At 66.4% G+C, this 17,343-nt stretch carries 12 protein-coding genes; 8 read left to right on the forward strand and 4 right to left on the reverse strand.

Features of this window, described 5'->3' with window-relative positions; genetic code table 11:
• On the reverse strand, positions 1 to 986 hold a 986-nt coding region (gene apbC, locus ACLV8F_RS09405), incomplete at its 3' end, for an iron-sulfur cluster carrier protein ApbC (RefSeq protein ID WP_411883967.1).
• Positions 987 to 1,140: 154 nt separating this feature from the next.
• On the opposite strand from apbC, the gene metG reads away from it, so the two are divergent.
• Entirely contained in the window at positions 1,141 to 3,231 is a 2,091-nt protein-coding gene (gene metG, locus ACLV8F_RS09410) for a methionine--tRNA ligase (RefSeq protein WP_411883968.1), read from the forward strand.
• 3 nt (positions 3,232 to 3,234) lie between these two features.
• On the opposite strand, the gene ACLV8F_RS09415 is transcribed toward metG, so the two are convergent.
• Positions 3,235 to 5,085, reverse strand: coding sequence for a 7TM diverse intracellular signaling domain-containing protein (locus tag ACLV8F_RS09415; protein WP_411883969.1), 1,851 nt, complete (start codon positions 5,083 to 5,085; stop codon positions 3,235 to 3,237).
• A gap of 210 nt (positions 5,086 to 5,295) precedes the next feature.
• Here ACLV8F_RS09415 and ACLV8F_RS09420 point away from each other — a divergent pair, with 210 nt between their 5' ends.
• Positions 5,296 to 6,966, forward strand: a complete 1,671-nt coding sequence (locus ACLV8F_RS09420; protein WP_411883970.1) for a SulP family inorganic anion transporter — start codon at positions 5,296 to 5,298, stop codon at positions 6,964 to 6,966.
• Here the strand turns inward: ACLV8F_RS09420 and bamE are convergent.
• Positions 6,963 to 7,484 (reverse strand): outer membrane protein assembly factor BamE, encoded by a 522-nt coding sequence (bamE, locus tag ACLV8F_RS09425; RefSeq protein ID WP_411883971.1) that lies wholly within the window; start codon positions 7,482 to 7,484, stop codon positions 6,963 to 6,965. The two genes, ACLV8F_RS09420 and bamE, sit on opposite strands and share 4 nt — an antisense overlap.
• Positions 7,485 to 7,622: 138 nt before the next feature.
• Between bamE and ACLV8F_RS09430 the strand changes: the two genes are divergently transcribed.
• The 6 genes from ACLV8F_RS09430 (at position 7,623) to nadB (ending at position 15,582) form a co-directional block, all read left to right on the forward strand.
• Positions 7,623 to 7,850 (forward strand): DUF3460 family protein, encoded by a 228-nt coding sequence (locus tag ACLV8F_RS09430; RefSeq protein WP_411883972.1) that lies wholly within the window; start codon positions 7,623 to 7,625, stop codon positions 7,848 to 7,850.
• A 38-nt stretch (positions 7,851 to 7,888) separates the two neighbouring features.
• Positions 7,889 to 8,779 (forward strand): segregation and condensation protein A, encoded by an 891-nt coding sequence (locus ACLV8F_RS09435; RefSeq protein ID WP_411883973.1) that lies wholly within the window; start codon positions 7,889 to 7,891, stop codon positions 8,777 to 8,779.
• A 314-nt stretch (positions 8,780 to 9,093) separates the two neighbouring features.
• A complete protein-coding gene (locus ACLV8F_RS09440; protein WP_411883974.1) occupies positions 9,094 to 10,758 on the forward strand; it encodes a ShlB/FhaC/HecB family hemolysin secretion/activation protein in 1,665 nt (554 codons plus the stop codon).
• A gap of 54 nt (positions 10,759 to 10,812) precedes the next feature.
• The gene (locus ACLV8F_RS09445) at positions 10,813 to 12,999 is read left to right on the forward strand and encodes a filamentous hemagglutinin N-terminal domain-containing protein (protein ID WP_411883975.1); all 2,187 of its coding nucleotides are present in this window, start codon (positions 10,813 to 10,815) and stop codon (positions 12,997 to 12,999) included.
• Positions 13,000 to 13,016: 17 nt separating this feature from the next.
• Positions 13,017 to 13,793: a hypothetical protein gene (locus ACLV8F_RS09450; RefSeq protein ID WP_411883976.1), complete on the forward strand. Its 777-nt coding sequence runs from the start codon at positions 13,017 to 13,019 to the stop codon at positions 13,791 to 13,793.
• A gap of 166 nt (positions 13,794 to 13,959) precedes the next feature.
• Positions 13,960 to 15,582 carry an L-aspartate oxidase gene (nadB, locus tag ACLV8F_RS09455; RefSeq protein ID WP_411883977.1) on the forward strand — a complete coding sequence of 541 codons (1,623 nt, stop codon included), beginning with the start codon at positions 13,960 to 13,962 and terminating at the stop codon, positions 15,580 to 15,582.
• On the opposite strand, the gene pabB is transcribed toward nadB, so the two are convergent.
• Positions 15,583 to 17,340: an aminodeoxychorismate synthase component I gene (pabB, locus tag ACLV8F_RS09460; RefSeq protein ID WP_411883978.1), complete on the reverse strand. Its 1,758-nt coding sequence runs from the start codon at positions 17,338 to 17,340 to the stop codon at positions 15,583 to 15,585.
• Positions 17,341 to 17,343 lie beyond the last annotated feature (3 nt).

Genomic DNA, 17,343 nt, shown 5'->3' on the forward strand with positions numbered 1-17,343 from the left:
GCGACCTCGCCGTCCGGGTCGGCCACCACGGTGGGCGTGCCGCTGTCGGCCTGCAGGCGGATGCGGATGTCCAGCGGCAGCGCGCCCAGGTAGTCCATCTTGTAGTCTTCGGCCATCTTCTTGCCGCCGCCTTCGCCGAAGATGTGCTCGGCATGGCCGCAGTTGCTGCAGATGTGCACCGCCATGTTTTCAACGATGCCCAGGATGGGCACGCCGACCTTCTCGAACATCTTGATGCCCTTCTTGGCGTCCAGCAGCGCGATGTCCTGCGGCGTGGTGACGATGACGGCGCCCGTCATGGGCACGCGCTGCGACAGCGTGAGCTGGATGTCGCCGGTGCCGGGCGGCATGTCGACGATCAGGTAGTCCAGGTCTTTCCAGTTGGTCTGGCGCAGCAGCTGCTCCAGCGCCTGGGTGGCCATGGGGCCGCGCCAGATCATGGCCTCGTCCTGAGCGACCAGGAAACCGATGGACATCACCTGGATGCCGTGGTTCTGCAGCGGCTCCATGTTCTTGCCGTCCAGGCTTTCGGGCCGGCCTTCGATGCCCATCATCATGGGCTGGCTGGGGCCGTAGATGTCGGCGTCGAGCAGGCCCACGCTGGCGCCCTCAGCGGCCAGGGCCAGCGCCAGGTTGGCGGCGGTGGTGCTTTTGCCGACGCCGCCCTTGCCGGACGCGACCGCGATGATGTTCTTGACGCCGGGCAGCAGCTGCACGCCGCGCTGCACGCTGTGGCTGGCGATCTTGACCGCGAGGTTGACCGAGACGTTGTCCACGCCCGGCACGGCCTTGACGGCGGCGACCAGGCTTTTGCGCAAGCCGGCGAACTGGCTTTTGGCCGGGTAGCCGAGCTCGACGTCAAAGGCGACGTCGCCGCCGCTGACCTGCAGGTTCTTCAATGCCTTGGTGCTGACGAAATCCTTGCCGGTGTTGGGGTCCAGTACGGTCTGCGCGGCATTCAGGATGGCCTGTGGGTCCAGTGGCATGGGGGAACTCTCCGTTGAATCTGTCGGGGGTGGGTCGGTCTGAAGTCTAACGCCGTGGCGGCGCCCATGGGGTCTTGGGGGCTTGGCGGGGCGCCATGGGGCCGGTGAGCCTTAAAATTACGGGTTAGCCCTCATTAAGCCTATAAAGATTCCTATGTCCCAGCGCCGCCTGTTCGTCACCACCGCCCTGCCCTATGCCAACGGCAATTTCCATATCGGCCACATCATGGAATACATCCAGGCCGACATCTGGGTGCGCTTCCAGCGCATGCAGGGCCATGCGGTGAACTTCGTGGGCGCCGACGACGCCCATGGCGCGCCCATCATGATCGCCGCCGAAAAGGCCGGCAAGACGCCGCAGCAGTTCGTGGCCGACATCGCCGCGGGCCGCAAGCCCTACCTGGACGGCTTTCACATCAGCTTCGACAACTGGCACTCCACCGACGGCCCGGAAAACCACCAGCTGGCGCAGCAGATCTACCTGGACCTCAAAAAGGCCGGCCTGATCGCGACCAAGACCATCGAACAGTTCTTCGACGCCGAGAAGAACATGTTCCTGCCCGACCGCTTCATCAAAGGCGAGTGCCCCAACTGCCACGCCAAGGACCAGTACGGCGACAACTGCGAGGTCTGCGGCGCGGTGTACGCGCCCACCGACCTGATCAACCCCTACTCGGCGCTGTCGGGCGCCAAGCCGGTGCTCAAGAGCTCGGAGCATTTTTTCTTCACGCTGTCCGACCCGCGCTGCGTGGAGTTCCTCGAAAAATGGACGCAGGACGGCAAGCTGCAGCCCGAGGTGGCCAACAAGGTCAAGGAATGGTTCTCGGTGCGCGAGAACGCCGACGGCACCAAGAGCGAAGGCCTGGGCGACTGGGACATCAGCCGCGACGCGCCCTACTTCGGCATTGAAATCCCCGATGCGCCGGGCAAGTATTTTTATGTCTGGCTGGACGCGCCGGTCGGCTACCTGGCCTCGCTGAAAAACCTGCTCGAAAAACGCGGCGAGAACTACGACGCCTACATGGCCACGCCGGGCCTGGAGCAGTACCACTTCATCGGGAAAGACATCGTCACCTTCCACACGCTGTTCTGGCCGGCGATGCTGCACTTCAGCGGCCGCAAGACGCCCGACAACGTGTTCGTGCACGGCTTCCTGACCGTGAACAACGGCGAGAAGATGAGCAAGAGCCGCGGCACCGGCCTGGACCCGCTCAAGTACCTGAGCCTGGGCATGAACCCCGAATGGCTGCGCTACTACCTGGCCGCCAAGCTCAATGCGCGCAACGAGGACATCGACTTCAACGCCGACGACTTCATGGCGCGCGTCAACAGCGACCTGGTGGGCAAGTACATCAACATCGCCAGCCGCGCCGCGGGCTTCATCAGCAAACGCTTTGCCGGCCAGCTCGGCGAAGTGTCGGCCGACGGCGCCGCGCTGCTGGAGGCGCTGCGCGCCGCGAAGGACGTGATCGCGCCGCTCTACGAAAGCCGCGAGTTCGCCAAGGCGCTGCGCGAAACCATGCTGCTGACGGACCGCGTCAACGCCTATGTGGACCAGAACAAGCCCTGGGAACTGGCCAAGCAGGAGGGCATGGACGCGCGCCTGCAGGACGTCTGCACGGTCTGCATCGAAGCCTTCCGCCTGCTCACGATTTACCTCAAACCCGTGCTGCCCGCGCTGGCGGCGCAGGTCGAAGCCTTCCTGAAAGTGGAATCGCTGAACTTTTCAGACGCGGGCGCCATGCTGGGCAAGGGCCATGTGATCGGCGACTACAAGCACCTGATGCAGCGTGTGGACGTCAAGCAACTCGACGCGCTGTTTGAGCCGCCGGCGGGTGCACCCTCACCCCAACCCTCTCCCGCGGACGGGAGAGGGAGTGAACCGGGGGGCGAGGCACTCGCCCCCACTATCACTATCGACGACTTCGCCAAGGTTGACCTGCGCATCGCGAAGATCGTCAACTGCGAATCCGTGGAAGGCTCGACCAAGCTGCTGCGCCTGACGCTGGATGCCGGCGAAGGCCGCATGCGCAATGTGTTCAGCGGCATCGCCTCGGCCTACAAGCCCGAAGACCTCATCGGCAAGCTCACGGTGCTGGTGGCCAACCTGGCGCCGCGCAAGATGAAATTCGGCATCAGCGAAGGCATGGTGCTGGCCGCCAGCCATGCCGATGAAAAAACCCAGCCGGGCATTTACGTGCTGGAACCGCTGCCCGGCGCAACGCCCGGCATGCGCATCCACTAAGCACTAGGGCTGAGCGGAGCGTTCCTGCGCGGCAAGCGGCGCGCCCCGCGTCTCGGCCGCATTCACAAAGCGCAGCGCGGTGCCGGACCGGCCCGCCAGTTCGCCGAGCACGGCGCCCAGCGACTGCAGCAGCAGCGTGGCCTCGTTCGCCTGGAAAGGCGCTTCAGCCACCGCGATCTTGAGCTGCAACACGGTGCTGGGCGGCAGCGCCGGGCTTTCAGACAGGCCGCGCGCGATCAGGCGCTGGCCGATGTCGGTGAGCTGGTCGCGCGTGAGGTGGCCCTGCAGGATCAGCACAAAATCCCCGTCGCGGTGCCGCGCCACGCTGTCGCCCTCTTGCGCAATCGCCGTGAGGCAGGCGCCGGCCTGGACCACCGCGCTTTGCGCCGTCTCCATGCCGTACTCCTGGCGTATGTCGATCGCGTTGCTGAGCCGCACGCGCAACACCGCGCCCGCGCCGGGGTCGCGTTGCTGGCGCACCAGCAGGCTGTCCAGCCGCTGCAGCAGCACCCGGTGGTTGCCGACGCCGGTCAACGGGTCCGTGCGCGTCAGCGCGCCCACGCGCGCCTGGTTGTCGCGCTTTTCACGGCTGCGCAAATACAGCGCCAGCAACAGCAGCGGGATTTCCAGCGCCGCGCCGATCTGCGCGCCATACTGCGTCGCGGCGCTCAAGGCCATCAGGCCCTGGGTGCGCAGCAGCGGGAAGATGGAGCCCACCGTGAGGCAGACCATGGCCGCCAGCACCCAGATGCCGACGCGCGGCCGGCGCCAGGCATACCAGCCCGCCACCGCGAGGTAGGTGGCCATGCTCCCCAGGTAATAGGGCGTGGCCATGGCGAAAACCCGCCCCCGGCCCTCCACGACAAAAGTCAGCGCGATGCCCGCGCCCATCAGCGACAGGACCAACAGGGAGCGCGACAGCCAGGGCACGTCGCGGTCCACCACGAACTGGCGCAAAAAGAGGTGCAGCATGGCCGCCGTCGCCAGCGTGAGTGCCACGGGCGCGCGGTCGTTCCACCAGGCGCTGTCGGGCCAGAACAACTCCCCGCCCAGGCCCGTAAGCGCCAGTTGCCCCATGGCCACCACCAGCACGTAGGCCGCGAAAAAGAGGTGGATGGAGTCGCGCCAGGACAAGGCGTGGATGCCGCTGAGCAGCGCGACCAGCAGGATGAAACCGACGTAGACGCCCAGCAGCAGGTGCCAGTGCTTGTCCTTGTCGTGAAAGCTGTCCGGCTCGGACAGCATCCAGTGCACGCTGATGGGGTAGTTGTTGAGCACCCGCAGGTAGCTGGGCGGGGTTTCGCCGGGCAACAGCAGCAGCTCGAAGGCCGGCGTGAGGTTGCGCAGCGGCCACTCGGCCACGGGAATCAGGTCGCCTGAGCGTTCCAGTCGCCACTGGCTGCCGCCGTCGGCCTGGGCGAGCGGCGTGTAGAGGTCCACGCTGTCCATGGCGGCATGCGGCACGCTGAGCATGAGCGGCGTGGGCGCCTTGACGGCCGGCAAAGCCAGGCGGTACCAGAGCGCGCTGCCGCCTCCGGTGGGCATGATCTCGCCGGGCGTGGACGGGCGGCCCTCGCCCGCCGCGAAGCGGCTGCGGACTTCCTCAAAGCTCCAGCCGCCCGAGCGGTCGACCAGCACCTCGCCCTGGCCCACCACGCCGCGCCCGGGCCGGAAATCCTCCGGCGCCGCGACGGCAGAGGCTTCTGCCGTCTGCAGGCCCGGGACTTCCTGCGCCCACACGCCGGTATGGGCCAGCAGCAGTGCAGCCAGCCAGGCGGCAAGGCGTGATGAACAACGCGACAGCTTCAACCGGTGCGGCGCCAAAAACTTGGCAGAACTTAAAAAAGCAGGCAAACACTTCTCCACGAAAAGCATGCTGAACCGACACCAGCCAACAACGCGCAAGGGGCACCAGGGGGAGTATCGAACGGGTCAAAATTTAAAAAGTAAGCATTTTTACCTAACCCCTCTCTTTACTCTATCCAATCTTTCGCGATCCGCAAATGGAAAAAGTCCCGCAAAAGACGCCTCAAAACCAGGCGGGGCACGCCACAATCAAAACCCATGCACCTGCCCGCCTACCTCGCGCCCTTTCGTCCCCGCCTGTTTGCGGCGCTGGCCGGCTACACGCGGGAACGGTTTTTAAAGGACGCCGGCGCGGGCCTCACGGTGGGTATTGTGGCCTTGCCGCTGGCCATGGCCTTTGCCATCGCCTCGGGCCTCAAGCCCGAAGCCGGCATCTGGACCGCCATCATCGCCGGCGCGCTGATCTCGGCGCTGGGCGGCTCGGCGGTGCAAATCGGCGGGCCGGCCGGCGCCTTCATCGTGATCGTCTACGGCATCCTGGAACGCTACGGCCTGGCCAACCTGCTGATCGCCACGGCTTGCGCCGGCGTGCTGCTGTTCCTGCTGGGGTTCTTCAAGCTGGGTACGCTGGTGCGCTACGTGCCGGTGAGCATCGTGGTGGGTTTTACCAACGGCATCGCGGTGCTGATCGTGCTGTCGCAGGTCAAGGACTTGCTGGGCCTGGTCGTGCCCAGGATGCCGGCCGATTTTTTCTCGCAGATCAAGGTCCTGGGCGGCCACCTGGACAGCTTCAACCCCTACGCGCTGGGCCTGGGGCTGGCCTGCCTGCTGGGCCTGTTTGTCTGGCCACGGCTGTTCAACCTGCAGGCACGCGGCGCCAACGGCTTCACCACGCGGCTGATCAGGCTGGTGCAGGCGGTCGAGGGCGTGCAGCTCAAGCGCGCCACGCGCACGGCTTCGCGCATGCCCGGCCCCATCGTGGCGCTGGTGACGCTGACGGCCTTCGCCTATGTCCTGACCCTGCCGGTCGACACCATAGGCACGCGCTTCGGCGGCATCCCGCGCGGCCTGCCCTCGTTCGCGCTGCCCGATTTTTCATGGGAAACCGTGCGCCTGCTGGTGGCGCCCACCATCACCATCGCGCTGCTGGGCGCTGTGGAGTCGCTGCTGTGCGCGCGCGTGGCCGACCAGGTCTCGGGCCTGCCGCGCCACGACCCCAACCAGGAACTGATGGCCCAGGGCGTGGCCAACTTCGTCGTTCCCTTTTTCGGCGGCATGCCGGCCACAGGCACCATCGCCCGCACCGTGACCAATGTGCGATCCGGCGCCACCTCACCGGTCTCGGGCCTGGTGCATGCGCTCACGCTGGTCATCATCGTGCTGGTGGCGGCGCCGCTGGCGGTGCACGTGCCGCTGGCCGTGCTCTCGGGCATATTGCTCTACGTGGCCTGGAACATGGGCGAGTGGCGCGAGTTCGCCCGCCTGCGCCAGGCCAGCAGCCACTACCGGCTCATCATGCTGGGCACGTTTTTGCTGACGGTGGTGTTTGACCTGACGGTGGCGCTGCAGGTCGGACTGATCCTGGCCTGCGTGCTGTTCGTGCGGCGCATGAGCAGCCTGTTCCGGGTGGTGGAGGTCTCACGCGACGCGGACTCGGCAAGCTTCCAGCTCTACGGCGCGCTGTTCTTCGGCGCGGTGGCCAAGCTCGACCCCATCCTGAACGTGGTGGAAAGCGCGCCCAAGGGCCTGGTCGTCCGGCTGGACGTGCAGTCGCTGCAGTCGCTGGACACCTCCGGGCTGGACGTGCTGGAACAGTTGCACAAGGCCATCGTGCTGCGCGGCGGCCGGCTGGTGATGGCCGGGCTCAACGCCCAGCCGCGCGCCGTGATGGAGCGGACGGGTTTCCTGGCAAAAATCGAGACGGTCTAGCGCGTACCGCCGGTGGGATTGATGTTCTCTTCATCCACCGAGGCCGTGCCCTTGACCTTCAAGTCGGTATCAAACACCACCGTGAAAATGCGCGCCGTGCCGGGCGGGTTCAGGTAACGCCAGTCGTAATGCGTTTCCTGCTTGAGCGCATAAGGCGTGACCTTCATCGGCTTGCCGAGCATCTTTCGCACTTGCTCCATGCGCATGCCGGGCAGCACTTTTTCAAAATTCTGCGGCGTCAGCACCTGCCTGAGCGCGCTCATCCTGCCGTCGGCCCCTATCGTGATCATGTAGTTGGCGTTCCCCTGCGGCTGGCGGTTGTATTCAAAGGTGCGGGCGCCGGGCGCCGCGGTGACGCCCGGCAGGGGCGTGTCGGCCATGTCGGCGGCGTCCCAGATTTTCTCGGGCTCGCCGAAGCGCGCGCGCACGTCGGCTTCGGTGGCCACGCCTTCTTCCAGTTCGGCGATGCGCTGCGGGTCGCAGCCCACCAGGCCCAGGACAAATGACAGCAGACCCATACAGGCAAGCAACCTTTTAGCAACAGGGAATGAAAAGCCCTTTTGGGCCGGCGCAAAGCGCGCAAATGGCGAAAACAAGGACGGCATGGCGGACCCCGGTAAAATCAGCCCACTATACGTTTCAGGCAGTTTAGACCCATGTCCCTCCTCAACTTCTTCCGCCGCTCCGACTACACCTCCGACACGACGCAGTTCATCGACCAGCTCAAGGCCAAAAAGCCCACGCTGGAGGCCGAGCAGCGCGCCGGGCGCGCCCTGTTGTGGGACAAGAACCTGAGCCGCGCCGAACAGGCCGAATACGGCGAAGCCCGCGTGCCCCAGCAGCCCTACGTCTACGGCACCAGCAGCCACCCCAACGGCAAATAAACGCCAAACAGCCCCTGACGCCAGCAGCCGCTGTTTTCATGTCCCAGCCCTCCCAGCCTCATTTCCCGTCCGCTCCCCAGGAACTGCCTCCGGCCGCCGGCCAGGCGCAGCCTGACGCGGCGGGCGCGGCCATGCCCGCGGTGATAGACCAGGTCGCGCTGGCGCGCCTGTACGGCGAGCCGCTGTTCGCGATGCCGCACGACCTGTACATCCCGCCGGATGCGCTGCAGGTCTTCCTGGAGGCGTTTGAGGGCCCGCTGGACTTGCTGCTTTACCTGATCCGCAAGCAGAACTTCAACATCCTCGACATCCCGATGGCGGCGGTCACCCGCCAGTACCTGACCTACGTCGACGAGATCCGCGCCACCAACCTCGAACTGGCGGCCGAATACCTGCTGATGGCGGCCATGCTGATCGAGATCAAGTCGCGCATGCTGCTGCCGCCCAAAAAGGTGGCCGAAGGCCAGGAGCCCGAAGACCCGCGCGCCGAACTGGTGCGCCGCCTGCTCGAGTACGAGCAGATCAAGCTGGCCGCCCACAAGCTCAACGAAGTGCCGCAGTTCGGCCGCGACTTCCTGCGCGCCCAGGTCTACGTCGAACAATCGCTGCAGCCGCGCTTTCCCGACGTCAACGTGGTGGACCTGCAGGACGCCTGGCGCGACATCGTCAAGCGCGCCCGCCTGATCCAGCACCACGTCATCAGCCGCGAAGAACTCTCGGTGCGCGAGCACATGAGCATCGTGCTGCGCAAGCTGCAGGGCCGCAAGTTCCTGGAGTTCGAAGACCTGTTCGAGGCCGCGCGCGGCATGCCGGTGCTGGTGGTGACCTTCATCGCGCTGCTGGAGCTCTCCAAGGAAGGCCTGCTGGAAGTCACGCAGGCCGAGGCCTTCGCACCCATCTACGTGCGGCTGGCTTACACCCCCGCCTGAACGCACCGCGTCGCCTGAGCGGCGACCGCCATACCGCGAATCTTCTGTTACATGCGCCTTGCGCGACGCTGACGCGTCTCGCGCAACACGCGACTCCTGAACGTCTGCGTCAGCGCGGCGTCCTACATCTCTTTACCCTTTTTACGCCGATGCTCATAGCAGGACTCAAGGCCTGTCGGATATGAAGCGCACGCACCCGATTTCACCTTTGATTTCGGGGCCCCGCGCGCATGAAGGGGGTCTCTTGCACCCCCGCTACCCGTAGCTGCATCCATGCGGCCGGGAGCAATGTCATTCAAGCCGAAAGGGCTCCCGTGAATCTCAAATTACTCCCGCTGGCGCTGCTGGCCGTGAGCCAGCATCTCCTTGCCCAGCCCTTGCCCAATGCGGGCAGCCAGCTGCAGCAACTCCCCACGGTCCCGGCCCCGCAACCCGCGGCGCCCGGCATCAGCGTGGAGCGCAGCAAGCCGCCTCCGGTCCGCGTGACCGAGGACGCCAAAATCCCGATCAACAGCCTGCGCATCACCGGCGCCCGGGCGTACACCGAAGCTGAGCTGCTGGCCCTGACCGGTTTCATCCCGGGCAGCGAACTGACCCTGGCGGAATTGCGCGGCATGGCCGCCAGGATCACGGCGCACTATGCAAGAAACGGCTACTTCGTGGCCCAGGCCTACCTTCCCGCACAGGACGTCACGGATAAAACCATCACCATCGCCGTGCGCGAGGGCGAGTACGGCCAGATCACCGTGCGCAACGAGACAAACCTCTCAGGCACCATTCCCGCCAACCTTCTTTCAGGCCTGAACAGCGGGGACGCCATCACCGTCGCGCCGCTGGAAAGCCGCTTGCTGCTGCTGTCGGACCTCCCGGGCGTGAAGGTCCAGTCCACGCTGGTTCCGGGCGCCACGGCCGGCACCTCGGACCTGCTGGTGGACGTTACGCCGGGAGCGCGCGTCAGCGGAAGCGTCGACGCCGACAATGCCGGCAACCGCTACACCGGTGAATACCGCCTCGGGGCCACGGTGAACCTCAACAACCCGCTGGGGCTGGGCGACGTCGCCAGCCTGCGCGCGGTGACTTCCGGCTCGGGCCTGAACTACGTCATCGCGTCCTACCAGTTGCAGGTCGGCAAAGGCCGTGCCGGCGTGGCCTACAGCAAGCTGCATTACGCGCTGGGCGAGGAATTTGCCCCCCTGCGGGCCAACGGCACGGCGGAGATCGCCAGCATCTTCGGCAGCTACCCGCTGATCCGTTCACGCGACACCAATCTCTACGTTCGCGTGGGCTACGACGCCAAGACATTCCAGGACAGGGTGGATGCCATCCCTTCCGTCACGGACAAAAAGGCCGACGTATTGACTACCAGCCTGTACGGCAACCACCGCGACAACCTGGGCGGCGGCGGCATGAGCGCCTACTCGCTGTCCTGGTCGGCGGGCAAGCTGAACATCCAGACGCCCGCGGCACTCGCCGTGGACGCCGCCAGCGCGCGCAGCAACGGCTCCTACGGCAAGCTGGGCTTCACCGTGATGCGGCTGCAACGCGTGACCGACTCCGTGTCGCTCTACGGAGCGCTCAGCGGACAACTGGCCTCGAAGAACCTCGACTCCTCGGAAAAAATGGAACTCGGCGGCATGAACGGCGTGCGCGCCTATCCGCAAGGCGAAGCGCCCGCCGACCAGGGCTACCTGGCGACGCTGGAAGCCCGGCTGCTGCTGCCGAAATTTCCGCAGAACCTGCCGGGCCAGGTGCACCTGATCGGCTTTGTCGACTACGGCAGCGTGACCGTCAACAAAAACCCCTGGGCCGCGGGCAACAACCACAGAACCCTGAGCGCCGCCGGCGTGGGCCTCACCTGGAGCGAGGCCGACAACTTCCTGGTCAGGGCCTACTACGCCCGCCCCCTCGGAAACGAGACAGCCACCTCCGCCCCTGACAAATCAGGCCGGTTCTGGATTCAGGCGGTGAAATATTTCTGATGCGGTGGCCGGCACGCCTGCCGCACACGCATTGCAATCCACAAGGACCCACCCATGAACCGCATTGACCTCTCCCCGAAAAACGAAACGGCACCCGCCTTCGGCAGCAAGGCGCAATTTGCGCTGAAGACCCTGTCGGTTTCCCTGCTGCTGGCCTTTGGGGCCTGCGTCCATGCCCTGCCCCAGGGCGGCGTGGTGGCGGCCGGCAACGCCAGCATCGCCGGCGGCGCGGCCAGCACGACCATCACGCAGTCCAGCCAGAACGCCGTGATCAACTGGCAAAGCTTCGGTATCGCGGCCGGGCAGAGCGTGCAGTTCATCCAGCCCGGCGCCAGTTCGGTGGCGTTGAACCGCGTGCTGGGCGCGGACCCGTCCAGCATCATGGGAAGCCTGTCGTCGAACGGCAAGGTGTTCCTGCTCAATCCCAACGGCATCCTGTTCGGCGGCGGCGCATCGGTCAACGTGGGCAGCCTGGTGGCGTCGACCTTGAGCATCAGCGACGCGAACTTCATGGCCGGGCAATACACCTTCAGCAACCCGGGTAACGGCGCCATCCTCAACCAGGGGACGATCAACGCCGCCGACGGCGGTTATGTGGCCCTGCTGGGCCGCAACGTCAGCAACCAGGGTGTCATCTCCGCGAGGCTGGGCACCGTGGTCCTGGCCGCGGGCAGCGCCATGACGCTGGACGTGGCGGGCGACGGCCTGCTGAACGTCTCCGTGGCCCAGGGCAGCGTGAACGCGCTGGTTGAAAACGGCGGCATGATCAGCGCCGCGGGTGGCAGCGTGCTGCTGACGGCCCAGGGCGCGGGCAACCTGCTGCAAACCGTGGTGAACAACACCGGTGTGATCCAGGCGCAAACCATCGCCAGCCGCAACGGCAGGATCATGCTGCTGGGCGACATGCAAACCGGCACCATGAACGTGAGCGGCACACTCGACGCCAGCGCGCCCAACGGCGGCAACGGCGGTTTCATCGAGACCTCGGCCGCGCACGTCAACGTTCTGGACGGCGCGCGCATCACCACCGCTGCGCCGGCGGGCCTGACGGGCAACTGGCTCATCGACCCGCAGGACTTCATCATCGGCCCCGGCGGCAACATCTCCGGCGCCACGCTTTCCGCCCAGCTGGTGACCAACAACATCACCATCGTCACGGCGCCCGGCCCCGGCAACGGCGACATCTTCGTCAACGACGCGGTGAGCTGGACGGCCAGCGGAGCGCCCACCACCCTGACGCTGAACGCCGCGCGCGACGTCAACATCAATGCCTCCGTGACGGCGGTGGACGGGAATTTCGGGGTGTGCTGCGGCCGCGACATCAACGTGAACGCAACCGTCAGCGCAACCCGGGGCAGCCTGCTGCTCAGCGCCGGGCGCAACCTGAACCAGAACGCGGCCCTCACGGTCACCGACGGCAATCTCTCCATGTGCGCGGCCAACGACGTCAACATCAACAGCTCCGTCACGCTGACCCGGGGCAACCTGGACCCCACGCGCAGCCTGGGTTTGCCGCTGGGCTTGACGATACGCGCCGATACGGACGGGACCGGGCCGGGCGCCCTGGGTGGCACGGTGGTTTTCAGTCCCCTGGCCCCGACGGTGACCGTGACCGGCCCGAACGCGCCCGCCAGTATTTTTTACAACCCCGTGTCCTACACGGCGCCCACGGACTATTCCAGCAAATTCACCTTGACCGGAGGCGCTACGCTGACGCAGCGCATGCTGGTGTTCCCCGAGGTGAGCAAGTCCTATGACGGCAGCAATACCGCCGTCCTCACGGGCCTGAAAGGCAATCCCGCCGGCGTCACGCTGGTCGCAGACCCGGGCAGCACAGCCACTTTCGACACCGTAGACCCGGGCACGGGCAAGACCGTGACCTTTACCGGCTACCGTCTCGTCGGCCCCAACGCCGGCCTATATGCCCTGGCTTCCACATGCTGCGGGCCTATCGCCGGGAAAACCACCGGGGACATCACCCCGAACGCGCTGTCGGCGTTGGTCGCCCTGACGGCTGCGAACGCGGCAAATCCCGCGAACGGCAGGAACTTTTCATCTTTCGGCCTGGCACCGCTCGCGAGTTTCGCGTTCTATTCCCAGGATTTCCTGCCGGCAGTTTACGCAGCGTCTGAGGGCGAACTCTATGTGCCGGGCGAGCAGGTCGCAGTTGCAGCGCCAGCCGAAATGCCGCAGAGAATTTATGTTGCCCCGCGCTATTTGCCCAGGCAGCCGCGTAACTGAACGGAACAGGGACTGCCTTGACTTTTCAATCCTCCGCGAAGAACCCGCACTGCCCCTACAGGGCGATGCTCACCAAGGGCCTGGGCCTTGCCTTGCTCGTAGCCGGGTTTGCCTTGCCGGCGGCGGCCGCAACGCAGGACACCGATCCGGCGGCCGCGGGGCCCCCGGCAAACGGCAATCCTGCCGCCCAGCAGAGCCATCCCCGCCATGCGAACTTCGGCAGCGAAAAAGCTTCCAGGGACGCCTTGCACGTGGCCCATTGGGCCATCGCCTCCGGCGACAACCAGGGCATGCCTTTCCTCATAGTTGACAAGGTGAATGCCAAGGTTTTTGTCTTTGACGCACAAGGAAATCTGAGCGGCGCCGCGCCTGCCCTGCTGGGCCTTGCGCGCGGCGACGACTCCACGCCCGGCATCGGCGAGCGCAAACTGTCCACCATACGCCCCCAGGAGCGCACCACCCCCGCCGGGCGCTTCGTGGCATCGCTGGGCCAGGACCTTCACGGTGCGGAGATGCTGTGGATCGACTACGACACGGCCATCTCCCTTCACCGTGTCGTGACCGGCACGGCGGCTGAACGGCGGGCGCAACGTCTGGCGAGCGCCTCGGCCTCCGACAAGCGCATTTCCTACGGGTGCATCAATGTGCCCGTGAAGTTCTACGACAAGGTGGTCAGCCCGGCCTTTACCGGAACCAGCGGCATTGTTTACATCCTGCCGGAAACCCGTCCGGCACGCGAAGTCTTCAAGTCCTATGACGTGGACGAAGCGGCCCCCGCGCAAGGCGCAGGCTAGCGCTTGGGCCGGGCCCGCCCTGCCGGGACCCAAGGCCTTGCCACTGCGCGCCGATAGATAATCCGGCGTGCAAGCTGCAGATTCCCGTGCCGGCCTCTGCCGGCGCTGCCCTGGCGCGGCGGGCTGATGCACCTTCGCCTACAGGGCAAAAGGCTACCGTCTTCGCATGACACCTGCTTCCAACACGCAACACGCATTCGACGTGCTCATCATCGGCAGCGGCCTGGCGGGCCTCACGGCAGCGCTGTTGCTGGCGCCGAACCGGCGCGTCGCGGTCGTCACCAAACGTGAACTCAACGATGGCTCCAGCGCCTGGGCGCAGGGCGGCATGGCCGCCGTGCTGGCCGAGGGCGACACGCTGGCGCAGCACGTCGAGGACACATTGATCGCCGGAGCGGGCCTGTGCGACCTGCCGGCCACGCAGGCCGTGGTCGAAGGCGCGCCCCAGGCCATCGCCTGGCTGCGCGAACTGGGCGTGGCGTTTTCGGAAGACGCCGAGCACCCGGGCGAACTGCACCTGACCCGCGAAGGCGGGCACAGCCAGCGCCGCATCGTGCACGCGGCCGACGCCACCGGCGCGGCCGTGCAGCGCACGCTGATAGAGCGGGTGCGCGGCGCGCCCGGCATCACCCTGTTCGAACACCACATGCTGGTCGACCTCATCACCGACCGGCAGCTCAAGCGGCCCGGCAAGCGCTGCCACGGCGCCTATGTGCTCGACACCGCGAGCGGCCAGGTGCTGACCTTCAGCGCGCCCCACACGGTGCTGGCAACCGGCGGCGCCGGCAAGGTGTACCTCTATTCGACCAACCCCGACACCGCCACCGGCGACGGCATTGCCGCCGCCTGGCGCGCGGGCTGCCGCGTGGGCAATATGGAATTCATCCAGTTCCACCCGACCTGCCTTTACCATCCCGAGGCCAAGTCCTTCCTGATCACCGAGGCCGTGCGCGGCGAAGGCGGCAAGCTGCTGCTGCCGCCTTCGGCCGGCGGCGGGCGCTTCATGTCGGCGCACGACGCGCGCGCCGAACTCGCGCCGCGCGACGTGGTGGCGCGCGCCATCGACTTCGAAATGAAAAAGCACGGCCTGGACTGCGTCTACCTGGACATCTCGCACCAGAGCCCGGCTTTTCTGCGGGAACACTTTCCCAACATCCTGCAACGCTGCGCCGAACTGGGCATAGACATCACGCGTCAGCCCATCCCCGTGGTGCCTGCCGCGCACTACACCTGCGGCGGCGTGCTGACCGACCTGGACGGCCGCAGCGACGTGCAAGGCCTTTATGCGATCGGCGAAACCGCCTGCACCGGCCTGCATGGCGCGAACCGCCTGGCCAGCAACTCGCTGGTGGAATGTGTGGTGCTGGCGCGCGCCGCCGCGACTGCCATTGAAGCTGAAGGCGCCGCTGAAAAGCCAGCCTTGCCCGCCTGGGACGAGAGCCAGGTCACCGATGCCGACGAGGCCGTGGTGATTTCCCACAACTGGGACGAGCTGCGCCGCTTCATGTGGAATTACGTGGGCATTGTGCGCACCACCAAACGGCTGGAGCGTGCGGCGCACCGCATTGCGCTGCTCGATGCCGAGATCCAGGAGTTCTATGCGAACTTCCGCGTCACGCGCGACCTGCTGGAGCTGCGCAACCTGGTGCAGGTGGCCGAGCTGATCGTGCGCTCGGCCCATGGCCGGCATGAAAGCCGCGGCCTGCATTTCAGCCGGGACTATCCTGATACGGCTGCGGCGGCGGTGCCTACCATCCTGGTGCCGCCTGCAGCTTCAAGCGCAGGCTGATCAGGCGGCCAGTTCGGCCGGTATCCAGCCGCGCAGGCTGTTGACAAAGGCCACCGCCTGTACGCGCGACAAATCCTCCAGCCGCACCACGGCTTCCTCCACGCGGCCCTCCTGCAGCGCGCGGGCACGCCCCACGCCGGCCAGCAGGCCGCAGCGCAACGGCGGCGTCACCCAGCGGCCTTCCACCAAGAAGGCAATGTTGCCGCGCGTGCATTCGGTGAGTTCGCCTTCGGCGTTCCACAGCAGTGTGTCGAATATCTCCGGCTTGGTGGGTGTGAAGGCGTCGTAGTGCGCGCGCCGTGTTGTCTTGAAGCGCACGAATTCGCCGTAGGCTTCGTCGAGCGCGTGATCCGCCAGTTGCAGGCGCACGCGCGGTGGCGAGGTTGGCAGTGCGTAAGCCTCGGCCTGCAACTGCCCTTGCGCCGTCAGCAGCAGGCGCACACGCCATGCGCCCCCGGCATGCTGCTGCGCCAGCGGCTGCAGCGCAGCCTCAGCCTGGCGGGCATCCCAGGGATAGCCGAAATGCCGGGCGGCTTCGCCCAGGCGCGCAAGGTGGGCCGCTGCATCGCGTAGCGTCCCGTCAAAAAGCCCCAACGTTTCGAGCAAGTCAAAGGGTGCGCTCGCGCGCCGCACAAACGCCTGCTTGAGTCCCCATTCACGCCATTCACCGTCGGCCGTCGCGCCTGAGGTGATGCCGCTGCCGATGCCGCAGCGCGCCTGCTTGCCGCGCAAGGCCACCGTGCGGATCGGCACGTTAAAGGTGGCCGCGCCGCCGGGGCGCAGCACACCGATCGCGCCGCAATACACACCGCGCGGCTCCGGCTCCAGCGCGTGGATGGCCCGCATGGCACACACCTTGGGCGCGCCGGTGATGGAGCCACAAGGGAACAGGGCGGCAAAGACATCGGCCAGGCTGCAACCGGCCCGCGTGCGCGCCTCCACGTCGGAGGTCATCTGCCACACCGCGGGCAAAGCCTCGGTGTGGAACAGGCGCGGCACGCGCACGCTGAAAGGTTCGGCGATGCGCGACAGGTCGTTGCGCAGCAGGTCCACGATCATGACGTTTTCGGCGCGCTCCTTGGGTGAATTGCGCAGGGCCTCGGCTTGCGCGGCATCGTCTTCGGGATTCATACCGCGCGGCGCCGTGCCTTTCATGGGCCGCGTGAGAATTTTTTCTTCGCGCCAGTCGAAGAACAGCTCGGGCGAGACCGACAGCAATTGCTCCTCGCCCGTGTCCAGAAAAGCCGCATAACCGCCGGGCTGGGCGCGCTGCAAAGCGTGGAACAAGGCCAGCGCCTTGGCGCCGCCCGCATCGCCGCTGAGCACACCGCGCATCTGCGCCGTGAAGTTGACCTGGTAGTACTCGCCATCGGCGATCGCGCGCTGCAATTCGGCGAGGGCGGCGTCAAAAGCCGCGCGTGGCAGCACGTCCTGCCATTGCACCAGCGGCGCGGCGTCCTCCACTGGCTGCGGCCAGGGCCATGCCGTGTCATGCACCGCAAACCAGGCCAGCGGCCCCTCGGCCGGGTGCACGGCCAGCGCGGCATCAAAAGCGGGAGCGGCCTCGTAGCGCAGATAACCGACACACCAGGCGCCGCGCTGCGCCGCGGCCTGCGCGGCATCGAGCACCGCGCGTACCTCCTCGGGCCGGTGAGCCACCAGAACTTCGCGCGGCGCACCGAAGGCCTGGCGCAAACGCGGCCCGTCAGGCTGGTAAGGGTCGGCGAAGTCGATGAGTGCCGAGGCAGGGCCTGTCACTTG

Origin of the sequence: Polaromonas sp. YR568 (assembly GCF_943369675.1) — a bacterium.
In the GTDB taxonomy this organism is placed as follows: Bacteria; Pseudomonadota; Gammaproteobacteria; order Burkholderiales; family Burkholderiaceae_C; genus Polaromonas.

Excerpts from the sequence above, each read along its gene's own strand:
- metG (WP_411883968.1), top strand. The coding sequence starts at position 1,141 with ATGTCCCAGCGCCGCCTGTTCGTCACCACCGCCCTGCCCTATGCCAAC.
- ACLV8F_RS09420 (WP_411883970.1), top strand. The coding sequence starts at position 5,296 with ATGCACCTGCCCGCCTACCTCGCGCCCTTTCGTCCCCGCCTGTTTGCG.
- bamE (WP_411883971.1), bottom strand. The coding sequence starts at position 7,484 with ATGGGTCTGCTGTCATTTGTCCTGGGCCTGGTGGGCTGCGACCCGCAG.
- ACLV8F_RS09430 (WP_411883972.1), top strand. The coding sequence starts at position 7,623 with ATGTCCCTCCTCAACTTCTTCCGCCGCTCCGACTACACCTCCGACACG.
- ACLV8F_RS09435 (WP_411883973.1), top strand. The coding sequence starts at position 7,889 with ATGTCCCAGCCCTCCCAGCCTCATTTCCCGTCCGCTCCCCAGGAACTG.
- ACLV8F_RS09445 (WP_411883975.1), top strand. The coding sequence starts at position 10,813 with ATGAACCGCATTGACCTCTCCCCGAAAAACGAAACGGCACCCGCCTTC.
- nadB (WP_411883977.1), top strand. The coding sequence starts at position 13,960 with ATGACACCTGCTTCCAACACGCAACACGCATTCGACGTGCTCATCATC.